This is a genomic window from Arthrobacter sp. NPDC057259 (assembly GCF_042668995.1).
Lineage (GTDB): Bacteria > Actinomycetota > Actinomycetes > Actinomycetales > Micrococcaceae > Arthrobacter.
Map to the genome: position 1 here is coordinate 190,830 of NZ_JBHUYA010000009.1, position 9,616 is coordinate 200,445.

The 9,616-nt window shown below is 68.6% G+C and carries 10 protein-coding genes; 4 read left to right on the plus strand and 6 right to left on the minus strand.

Annotation, left to right across the window (positions count from 1 at the left end; all coding sequences use genetic code 11):
• Positions 1-47: 47 nt before the first annotated feature.
• Entirely contained in the window at positions 48-362 is a 315-nt protein-coding gene (locus tag ACFUCU_RS15165; RefSeq protein ID WP_377973305.1) for a DUF4229 domain-containing protein, read from the minus strand.
• 130 nt (positions 363-492) lie between these two features.
• Between ACFUCU_RS15165 and ACFUCU_RS15170 the strand changes: the two genes are divergently transcribed.
• A complete protein-coding gene (locus tag ACFUCU_RS15170; RefSeq protein ID WP_377973306.1) occupies positions 493-900 on the plus strand; it encodes a PLD nuclease N-terminal domain-containing protein in 408 nt (135 codons plus the stop codon).
• 1,256 nt (positions 901-2,156) lie between these two features.
• Here the strand turns inward: ACFUCU_RS15170 and ccsB are convergent.
• The 5 genes from ccsB to ACFUCU_RS15195 are packed head-to-tail and all read right to left on the minus strand — an operon-like array spanning position 2,157 to position 7,158.
• Positions 2,157-3,254, minus strand: coding sequence for a c-type cytochrome biogenesis protein CcsB (gene ccsB / locus ACFUCU_RS15175; protein WP_377973307.1), 1,098 nt, complete (start codon positions 3,252-3,254; stop codon positions 2,157-2,159).
• The gene (locus ACFUCU_RS15180) at positions 3,254-5,107 is read right to left on the minus strand and encodes a cytochrome c biogenesis protein ResB (protein WP_377973308.1); all 1,854 of its coding nucleotides are present in this window, start codon (positions 5,105-5,107) and stop codon (positions 3,254-3,256) included. The genes ccsB and ACFUCU_RS15180 overlap by 1 nt, the downstream gene beginning before the upstream one ends.
• A complete protein-coding gene (locus tag ACFUCU_RS15185) occupies positions 5,107-5,862 on the minus strand; it encodes a cytochrome c biogenesis CcdA family protein (protein ID WP_290256115.1) in 756 nt (251 codons plus the stop codon). The genes ACFUCU_RS15180 and ACFUCU_RS15185 overlap by 1 nt, the downstream gene beginning before the upstream one ends.
• 16 nt (positions 5,863-5,878) lie before the next feature.
• Complete coding sequence (locus ACFUCU_RS15190; protein ID WP_377973309.1) at positions 5,879-6,490, minus strand: TlpA family protein disulfide reductase; 612 nt, start codon at positions 6,488-6,490, stop codon at positions 5,879-5,881.
• A 2-nt stretch (positions 6,491-6,492) separates the two neighbouring features.
• Positions 6,493-7,158: a histidine phosphatase family protein gene (locus ACFUCU_RS15195; protein ID WP_377973310.1), complete on the minus strand. Its 666-nt coding sequence runs from the start codon at positions 7,156-7,158 to the stop codon at positions 6,493-6,495.
• Between the two features lie 213 nt (positions 7,159-7,371).
• Between ACFUCU_RS15195 and ACFUCU_RS15200 the strand changes: the two genes are divergently transcribed.
• From ACFUCU_RS15200 to ACFUCU_RS15210, 3 genes are all read left to right on the plus strand, one after another.
• Positions 7,372-7,920 carry a YceI family protein gene (locus ACFUCU_RS15200; RefSeq protein ID WP_290256118.1) on the plus strand — a complete coding sequence of 183 codons (549 nt, stop codon included), beginning with the start codon at positions 7,372-7,374 and terminating at the stop codon, positions 7,918-7,920.
• A gap of 154 nt (positions 7,921-8,074) precedes the next feature.
• Positions 8,075-8,596 (plus strand): hypothetical protein, encoded by a 522-nt coding sequence (locus ACFUCU_RS15205; protein ID WP_377973311.1) that lies wholly within the window; start codon positions 8,075-8,077, stop codon positions 8,594-8,596.
• A 140-nt stretch (positions 8,597-8,736) separates the two neighbouring features.
• Entirely contained in the window at positions 8,737-9,489 is a 753-nt protein-coding gene (locus ACFUCU_RS15210; protein WP_377973312.1) for a hypothetical protein, read from the plus strand.
• Positions 9,490-9,616 lie beyond the last annotated feature (127 nt).

Here is a 9,616-nt window from a genome sequence, read left to right on the forward strand (position 1 = left end):
CGGGGCCACCTGTCCGCTCACGAGGATTGCGGGCCTGCTCCGGGGGGTTAGGACTCGTCGGCGTCCTTGCGGCGCTCGGTGCGGACCGTGACGTCCGGGTGGGCCTCGACCAGGCGGTCCTCGGCCTCGGCGTCGTCAACCTCGCCCGCGGTGCGCAGCGGCTTGGCCTTGCCGGAGAACCGGTTGTGCAGCGACGCGGTGGCCTGGTCGCGCTGCTTCTGGAAGAACAGGAAGCTGATCGCGAACGCCATCATCCCGGCGCAGAGCGCGGCCAGCAGCCAGCCCAGCTGCAGGTAGACGAAGAGCGCAAAGAGCGGCGCGAACAGCACCAGGCGGATCAGGGAGTATTTCAGGAAAGCCACGGTCCCAGTTTAGCCGTCCGGGACCCGTCGGTCCGCGGCCGGTTGTTCCACTGGAGGTCCACGGCAGAGTGTTATTGCTCCGTGCCCTGGCCCCGCCGCCGAAAGGCCGGGCGGCGGCTAGACTGAAAGTATGCTCCGCGTGGTGGTACCAATCATTGTTTTGGTGGTCTTTGTCTACGGACTGATCGACCTGATCCGCACGGACGCCCGCGACGTGAAGGGTATCTCCAAGCCCGCCTGGATCGCGGTGCAGATCGTCCTTCCGGTACTCGGTGCCGTGCTCTGGTTCCTGATCGGGCGTCCCCGCGGCAACGCAGGACCGGCCCCCGCGACCTACCGCCACCCCACTGCCCCGGACGACGACCCCGAATTCCTCCGCAACCTCGAGCTGCGCCGGCGCAACCAGGCGGAGGCGGACCGGCTGAAGAAAATCAAGGACGACCTCGAGGCCCGGGAACGGGACCTGCGCGGCGACTCCGGGTCCGGCGAAGCCCACGGCACCGGCGACCCCGCCCCGGGCACCGACGAGGTCAAGTAGCCCCTCCCCGCTGAACCGCCCGTTGGATTCCACACGCGACGTTGCTGAGGTCCGCCAGGGCCATCGACCGCGGCCCCACTTGCCACAAACGGTCGCTCAAGCAGCCTCCGAACAGCCATCTCTGGCAAACCGGCGCCGCCAGGAACGTCTCCGGCCTAGCATCTCGGCCCCGGATCCGCCGGTCCTGCTACGGGTCCCTTCGGCCGGTCCGACGCGCACCACCCCTCCCCCACACCCCGGGTCCCCTGTGGACAACCCACCTGCCCGGCTCCAACCGGCGCAGAATGACCTCCATGCGCCCACCCAGCACGCTCCCGCCCCAGCTTCTGCACCGGCCCTTTAGCACGGCGGAGGCCCGGGCGGCGGCGGTGTCCCGGGGCCGGACCCGGGCGCGGGATCCTGTCAGCCCCTGTCACGGCGTCCGGGCGGACATCACCGAACCGGACACGCTCCTCAGCCGGGCACGCGCCTTGGCCACGGTCACCGACGCCGTCGTGAGCCATCTTTCGGCGGCACTCCTGTGGGGGTTCCCGTTGCCGTTGGCGTCCGCCGACACCGCCGTCGTCTATCTGACAAGTCAGCCCGGGCATCGGGCAGTGCGGCGCAGGAGCGTCGTAGGCCATCAGCAACTCCTGGCGTCGGACGAAATTGTCACGGGCGCGCACGTCCGCTGCACCTCACCGCTGCGGACCGGGTTCGACCTCGCCGGCAGCCTGAGCCCCGACGACCTGGTGATCGCCGGAGACTTTCTGCTTAGGCGCCGCAACCCGCTGTCCACCCTGCAGGCCGTGGACGCCTACCTTCAGACGCGGGCCGGGAAGGCCGGCTACCGGAAAGCCACCCGGGCGAGGGCACTGATGCGGCAAGGCACGGACTCCCCCAAGGAAACGGAGCTCCGGCTCCTGTTGCTCAGCTATGGGCTGCCGGAGCCCGGAATCAACGTCCCGATGCTGGACGAGACGGGCGGCTGGATCCAAGACCCTGACATGTCTTACGAACGGGAGAAGGTGGCGGTCCAGTACGACGGCGGACACCATGCCGGACCCCGCCAATGCCGCAGCGATATCTTCCGGGACGAGCGGGCCCGGGACGCCGGCTGGCGGGTGGTGGTGCTGACCCAGTGGGACCTGACCCCGTTCGCTCCGGGGCTGGAGCCGACGGCGGTCACCCGCGTGCGGGCGGCCCTGCTGGACCGCGGATGGACGCCGTACCCCCCGAGGAGCAGAGCACCAGCGCCCCAAAGTGGGCCTCCGGCCTTACAGCCCCGAGTAGGAGTGCAGGCCGTTGAAGAACTGGTTCACGATGGTGAAGTTGAAGACCACGCACAGGTAGCCAACGATCGAGAGCCAGGCCGCGCGGGTACCGGTCCAGCCGCGGGTGGCGCGGGCGTGCAGGTATCCGGCGTAGACCACCCAGATCACGAAGGTCCAGACTTCCTTGGTGTCCCAGCCCCAGAACCGGCCCCAGGCCTTCTCGGCCCAGATCGCGCCGAACATGAGGGTGAAGGTCCAGCCCACGAAGGCGATGGCGTTGATCCGGTAGGAGAGGTTTTCCAGGCTCAGGGCGTTCGGGACCAGCCGCATGAAGCCCAGCTTGTCCTTGCCGCCGGCCGCCACGGTCTTCTGCCGGTGCGACTGCACCAGTTGCAGGGCGGACATCGCGAAGGTCAGGGTGAACAGCGCCGAGGACAGCACCGCGATGGACACGTGGATCAGCAGCCAGTAGCTCTGCAGCGCCGGCACCAGGTGGCCGACGGGGGTCCAGAAGGCGACGGACGCGGCCACCAGCATGATGATGGCCAGGCCGATCACGAAGGTACCCAGGAAGCGCAGGTCGCGGCGGATCAGCACCAGCAGGAACACTGCCACGGCCACGAACGCACCGGTGGTGAGGAATTCGTACATGTTGCCCCACGGCACTCGGCCGGCGCCGAAGCCTCGGGTGATGACGCCGGCGGCGTGGATGGCCGCACCCAGGACGGCGAGGGCGACGGCGACGCGAGCGGGCACCCGGCGCTCGGAGCCGTAGCGCATGCCGCCGTCGGCGGTCAGACCGGCACCGTCGGCGGCGGAGGAGGTGGGCCGCTCCGCCCGGTCGGCGGGACCGGTCAGTCGGGGGGCGTCAGAGCTGCCACCGGCGGCACCGACCCCGGCGCCCACCGGGACGCGCGCGGGCTCGGCGGTTGAGCGCTCTGAGGCGGACAGCTCGGCCGCCTTCTGGTCCACGGCACGGAGCATCTTGCTGCTCTTGGCCAGGTCCCAGGCGAAGGCGATGAACGCGACCGTGTATGTACCGGCCGCCAGGAGCATGAAGAGCTCGCTGTACTGGCCCATGGTTTCGTTGATGGGGAACATTACTGATCCTTCTTTGACTCGGTAGAGCCGGGTGTGGGCTGGGTGGCGTCTGCGGCGGCGTCCTCCGGGGCTTGTTCGCCCTCGGCGCCGGGCAGCACGGTCTCCGCCCGGCCATTATCCGCCATGGTGCTGGGAGCGGGCTGGGAGGCCGGGGCCCCGTCGCCGGGACCCTTCGCGGAGTCAGGTTCCTCGTCCAGCGGCCAGGCGACGGCGAGCATGGCGCGGATCGCGGCAGCTTCGCCGGCCAGGCGGTGGTCCTCGCCGCGGGCCAGCAGGCCGTATTCGACCATGGTCCGGCCGTCCGGGTGCGTACCGGTCCGGACCCAGGCCCGGCGCCGGTTGACGTAGAGCGAGGTCACCAGGCCGGCGACTGCGATCAGAGCGAACGCCAGGGCGGAGGCCTGACCGGGGTTGTGGTGGATGTCGACGCCGACGTAGCGCTTGACGCCGTCGAACGTGATGGAGCCCTTGCCGTCCGGGAGGGTCTGCGTGGCGCCGGGGGTGAGCACGATGCCCTTGGTGGGCAGGTTGCGGGCGTTCAGCGGGGTCAGTTTCTTGACGTCGAGCTCGAAGACGTTCTGCGGGGCGCCATCGTTCAGGCCCAGGTCGCCGTAGTAGGAGTTCAGCGTCAATTGCGGGTTGAACAGATCAGGGTCCCCACTGAAGGAGACGCCCTCGGGGGTGATGAAGGCGGTGGGCAGGAAGAACCCGGCGAACGCGAGCTGGTCCGGCTTGGCGTCCGGGACCTTGATGACCACTGAGGAGTAGTAGTTGTCGCCCTGCAGCTTGGCCACTACCGGGCCCTGCATGGCGATGTTTCCGGCACCGTCGCGGACGGTGACCACGGGGGCGTAGCCGTTACCGGTGAGGTAGACGCTGGTGCCGCCGAGGCTGAGCGGGTCGTTGACCTTCAGCACTTCCTGCTTGGCCGGCGAGTCCGGAGTTTCCTTGGTGGTGACGTCGGCCTTGAAGTCGATCGGCTGGCCGAACTTGCCCTTGGACTCGCGGTCGAAGGTGATCTGGAACTTGTCCAGCTGGATCGAGTACGGCTGCAGCTGGCTGGACTGGAAGTTGGTACCGGGGCTGAACTGGTCGTAGCCCACCAGGGTGTTGACGAAGGTATCGCCCTCCACCAGGATCCGCTGGCCGCTGTAGCCGAAGAGGCCGCCGGCCGCGACGGAAACCAGCACGCCGATCAGGGCGGTGTGGAAGACCAGGTTGCCGACTTCCTTGAAGAGGCCGCGTTCGGCGCCAACGGAGGGCCGTTCGCCGTCGCGGTCCCTGACCTCCACGCGGTAGCCGCGCTTCTTCAGCAGCGCCGCGGCGTCCTCGATGGCGCGCGACGCCGGGATCCCGGCGTCGGCGGGGATGATCAGGGTGCCGTATTCGGGCAGCCGGGACAGCCGGGCCGGGGTGCGCGGGGGCTGGGAGCGCATCGCCTTGTAGTGCACGATGGCGCGCGGCACCACGCAGCCGATCAGCGAGATGAACAGCAGCAGGTAGATCGCGGAGAACCAGGCCGAGGAGTACACGTCGTAGAGCTGCAGCGAGTCGAGCAGCTTGCCGTAGTCGGGGTGGTCCTTGATGTACTGCGTGACGATCGCGGGGTTGGCCGGCCGCTGCGGGAAGAGGGACCCGGGGACGGCGGCGACGGCGAGGAGCAGCAGCAGGAACAGCGCGGTGCGCATGCTGGTCAGCTGGGTCCAGGCCCAGCGGAGCATGCCCAGCGGGCCCAGCGTGGGCAGCACCGCCTCGGACTTGGCCGAGGAGACGGCCTTCTTCCGGGGCTTGGTGGTGGTGCCGCTTTTGCCGTCCGGCGTGGTTTTCGTTTGTTCGTTCACTCGCTCGCTCATCAGATCGGCAACTTCACATCGGTTTGGAACCAGTACTGCAGGCCGGACACCCAGGCGCCCCACACGCCGGTGGCCATCAGCAGCCCCAGGGCTATCAGGATGCCGCCCCCGGTGCGCTGGATGGCGAGCCGGTGCTTGCGGAAAAAGGACATGACGCCGACGCCGCGGCGCACGGCCAGGGCGATCAGCAGGAACGGGATGCCCAGGCCCAGGCTGTAGACGAAGGCCAGCAGGGCGCCCTTGGCGGCGGAGGAGCCGCCGGAGAGGCTCAGGAGCTGGACGGCGGAGTAGGTGGGGCCGATGCACGGCGCCCAGCCGAGGCCGAAGGTCACGCCCAGGAGCGGCGCTCCCCAGAGCCCGGCCGGCGGTTTGGCGTGGATCTTGGCGTCACGCTGCAGCCAGGAGAATCCGCCCAGGAAGACCACGCCCATGATGATCACCAGGATGCCGAGCAGCTGGGTGATCCAGCCGTTCTGGGATCCGGTGATCAGCGTGCCGAGCTGGCCGAACGCCCCGCCGAGCAGGACAAAGATGACCGAGAAGCCCAGTACGAAAAGCCCGATCCCGGCCAGCATCCTTCCCCGCCGCTGTTTCTGCAGGTCAACGCCGGTCAGCCCGGTCACGTAGCCGAGGTAGCCGGGCACCAGCGGCAGCACGCAGGGGGACAGAAATGACACGAACCCTGCCAGCAGGGCCACCGGGATGGCCAGCAGGAGGGATCCGTTGAGGATGGCTTCGGCGAAGGGACTGTTCACGGCGGCAGCTACCGGCTCACTCGGCCACGGCCGCGGCGATGAGGGACTTCAGGGTGCCCTTCTCGATTTCGCCGAGCACGCGGGAGGCCACCCGGCCCTGCTTGTCGAGGACCAGGGTGGTGGGGACGGCGCCGGGCGGAACCAGGCCGGAGACGGCCAGCAGGACAGCCCCGTCCTTGTCGTTGAAGCTCGGGTAGGTCAGGTTGAAGGTCTTGTCGAACGCGTCCGCCGTCGCCTTCTCGTCGCGGAGGTTGACGCCGTAGAACTGCACGCCCTGGTCCTTGAACTCCTGGTGCAGGGCCTCCAGCGAGGGTGCCTCCACCCGGCAGGGGGCGCAGGCGGCGAACCAGAAGTTCAGGACGGTGACCTTGCCCTGGAACTGCGCGGCGGTGACGGTGGTGCCGTCGAAGAGGGTGCCCTTGAGGTCCACCGGCTTCTTGCGGTCCGCGGCTGCGAATTCGGTGACGGAGCCGTCGCCGGCAACGTAATTCTTGTTGTCCCCGGCTTTGGCCTGCTTGGCCAGGTCGTCTTCCTGGGCGCAGCCGGTCAGGCCCAGTACCGCGGCCAGGCCCGCACCGCCGGCGGCGAGGAGGCCGCGCCGGGTGACGCGGACGTTCGTCGTCTCCATGCTCAGGCTCCCGGCGTGCTCGACGCGCCCGGAAGCAGGGCGGCGGCAGGTTCGCTGTAGTCCACGCGCAGCAACGTGCCGTCGTCGTTGAACACCAGGGAGGTGACGGACGTCAGGGTGCATTCGCGCTTGCGGGGATCGTGCCACAAGCGGCGGCCTTCGGCACTCAGGCGCGTGGCCCAGATGGGCAGCTGGTGGCTGACCAGGATGGCCTGGGCGTCCTCACCGCCGAGTTCCATGGCCTTGAGCCGGGCGTCCTGGACGGCGGCGCGGACGCGGGTGGCCTGCTCCTGGTATGGCTCTCCCCAGGAGGGGCGGAGCGGGTTGCGGAGCATGGGCCAGTGCCGGGGCTTGAGGATCTCGGAGCGGGACACCTGCATCCCCTCGAAGTAATTGGCCGCCTCGATAATGCGTCCCTCGGTGGCGATCGGCAGGCCCAGCGCCTGCGAGATCGGCTGCGCCGTCTCCTGCGCCCGGGTCAGCGGCGACGCCGCCAGGTGCACGATGTTGGCGCCCTCGGCGACGCGGCGGCTGAAGTGGTCCGCGACGGTCTGCGCCATCTCCCGGCCCAGCTGGGAGAGGTGGAATTCCGGGAGCCTGCCGTAGAGGACGCCGTCGGGATTATGGACCTCGCCATGGCGGAGCAGATGAACAGTCGCGTGGGGCATGTGTACCAGTTTCTCAAAGGGCAGGGGCAATGACGAAATCTTCTACGAGGAGTAGAACTCAAGTTTTTTCCGAAATGTTCCCCGCAGGTGGAATAAAAGATGCAAATGCATGTTTATACTGGGTGAAGCAGTTAGTTGAGACTTCAACCAATGAGGCCGCGACCGACGATCAGACAACGATCCGAACGAATCACTTACTCAAGGAGAACCACCATGGCACTTCCCGCTAACCTCACCGCCGGCACCTGGACCCTCGACAACTCGCACAGCGAGATCGGCTTCACCGTCCGCCACGCGGGCATCAGCAAGGTCCGCGGCCAGTTCAAGGAAGCCGACGCCACTCTCGACCTCTCCGAGAACGTCGCCGACTCCAAGGTCAACGCCACCATCAAGACCGCCAGCTTCGACTCCGGCGACGCCAACCGCGACGGCCACGTCCGCGGCGAAGACTTCTTCGACGTCGAGAAGTTCCCGGAGATCTCCTTCGTCTCCAACGGCATTGTCGAGAAAGGCGACGCCTACGAGCTGCAGGGCGACCTGACCATCAAGGGCATCACCCGCCCCGTCACCCTCGAGACCGAGCTCAACGGCGTGGCCGTCGATCCCTTCGGCAACACCCGCGCCGGCCTGACCGCCGAGACGACCATCAGCCGCAAGGACTTCGGCCTGACCTGGAACGCCGTGCTCGAAGCCGGCGGCGTGCTGGTCAGCGACAAGGTCGCCATCAACCTGGAACTGGCCTTCATCGCCCCCGCAGCCTAGTCTGCACACCCCGGCAGCGCCGGGCACTTCCGGCCACCGCGGCCGGCCCCTCGAATGCCCCGCACCTCTTAGGATGGTGCGGGGCATTCGCTCATTGGGGCGGCCCCCGGGTGGCGGCTCGAAACCGTCAGCGGGTCCGTCTACAGTGAAATTCATGAGCACCACCGGCGACCTTCCCGAGCCACCCAAGCCAGGCGCCAACCGGTTCGCGTGGCCTGCAGACCATCCCCGGAACTTCCGTGAGGTTCTGCCGGTGGGCGGTTACGCGGGAATGTTCATGGTCCCGCCGATGCCCGTTCCACTGAGGATTTCGTACTGGATTTGGGTGGCCGGCGGTCTCCTCGGGCTGCTGGCCGGCGTCGTCGGGCTCTTTGGCGGGTTGGTCCTCTTCGTCGTCTCCCCCGGTCCCGGCATCCTGCTGCTGCTTCTGGTGCTGATCGCCCTCGCCCTCGCGGCGGCCCAGGTCACGCTGGCCATGAAGATGAAGGAGGGCCGGGAGTGGGCCCGGTACGCCCTGACCGTCGCCGCCGGCGTGAGCCTCCTGCTGGCCGCCGTCAGTACCGGGTTGGCCGGGGGCGGAAGCTGGCCCAGTTTCGTCATCTGCCTCGCTGCCACGGTGCTGATGTGGCTGCCGGCGGCCGAGGCCTGGTTCGAAGCCGGCAAGTCCCGGACCTGAGGCCGCCGTATTTCACGGGAAGTGCGCGGCATCCGTTCCCCCACAACGGCGCGCGGTCGGGGTACGGTGGGACTATCCACGCTGGGGGCAGGGTCTAGGCGCTGATCCCGGCAGTTCGCCTTCAAATGCAGAGGACCGCCATGACCAACCCGCCAGTCGAGCCCTCCAGCCCTGACGGGCACGAGTCCGGCACACCCCAGTACGGCCAGAACGCTCCCCAGTACGGCCAGCAGGCATCGCAGTACGGGCAGCAGCCGCAGTACGGCCAGAATGCGCCGCAGTATGGCCAGCAGGCACCCCAGTACGGCCAGCAGGCGCCTCAGTATGGGCAGAACGGCTCCCAGTACGGCCAGCCGCAGTATGGCCAGCAGCCCCCGGCATACACCCAGGGCCCCTCGCCGTACGGGTACCCGTCCGAGCAGCCGCAGCAGTCAGCCGCGGGCCAGCCGCAGCTGCTCAACACCGCCTTCTGGCTGCTGGTGGCCTCCGGCGTCGTCTGGGTGATCTCGTTGCTCCTGGCGCTCGGTACCCTGGACAACCCCGCGATGCGTAGCACGGTCGAGCAGCAGATGGCCGCCGGCGGCGCGGACATCAGCTACGACAGCATCAAGGGCGCGGTGATGGTCAGCATCATCGTCTTCGCCGTGATCAGCGCCGGCCTGTACGCCCTGGTGGCCCTGAACGTCCGGAAGGGCCGGAACTGGGCCCGCATCCTCGGCACCGTGCTGGCGGCCCTGTCGCTGCTGAGCCTGTTCCCGCTCAGCCTCGGCACGCTGGCCGTGGTCCTCGGCGTCGCCGGCATCGTCATCCTGTACATGCCCGCCGTCGCCCCGTACTTCAAGAAGCAGCAGCCGTTCGCCAACCCGTACGGCCAGAACCCGTACGGCCGCTAGACGCCGCGTTCACGCGCCGGGCGCGGGACCCGGGCGAAGGCCCCCGGTGAGGCGGGGGGGTCCGGGGGCGGGGGCGCAGGTGGGGGGTGGTGGTGGTGGAGCAGGTGTGTGTGGCCGGGGCCCCGAC

Coding starts and splice junctions, on each gene's coding strand:
- ACFUCU_RS15170 (WP_377973306.1), top strand. CDS start 493: ATGCTCCGCGTGGTGGTACCAATCATTGTTTTGGTGGTCTTTGTCTAC.
- ccsB (WP_377973307.1), bottom strand. CDS start 3,254: ATGTTCCCCATCAACGAAACCATGGGCCAGTACAGCGAGCTCTTCATG.
- ACFUCU_RS15190 (WP_377973309.1), bottom strand. CDS start 6,490: ATGGAGACGACGAACGTCCGCGTCACCCGGCGCGGCCTCCTCGCCGCC.
- ACFUCU_RS15205 (WP_377973311.1), top strand. CDS start 8,075: ATGAGCACCACCGGCGACCTTCCCGAGCCACCCAAGCCAGGCGCCAAC.
- ACFUCU_RS15210 (WP_377973312.1), top strand. CDS start 8,737: ATGACCAACCCGCCAGTCGAGCCCTCCAGCCCTGACGGGCACGAGTCC.
- ACFUCU_RS15200 (WP_290256118.1), top strand. CDS start 7,372: ATGGCACTTCCCGCTAACCTCACCGCCGGCACCTGGACCCTCGACAAC.
- ACFUCU_RS15180 (WP_377973308.1), bottom strand. CDS start 5,107: ATGAGCGAGCGAGTGAACGAACAAACGAAAACCACGCCGGACGGCAAA.
- ACFUCU_RS15195 (WP_377973310.1), bottom strand. CDS start 7,158: ATGCCCCACGCGACTGTTCATCTGCTCCGCCATGGCGAGGTCCATAAT.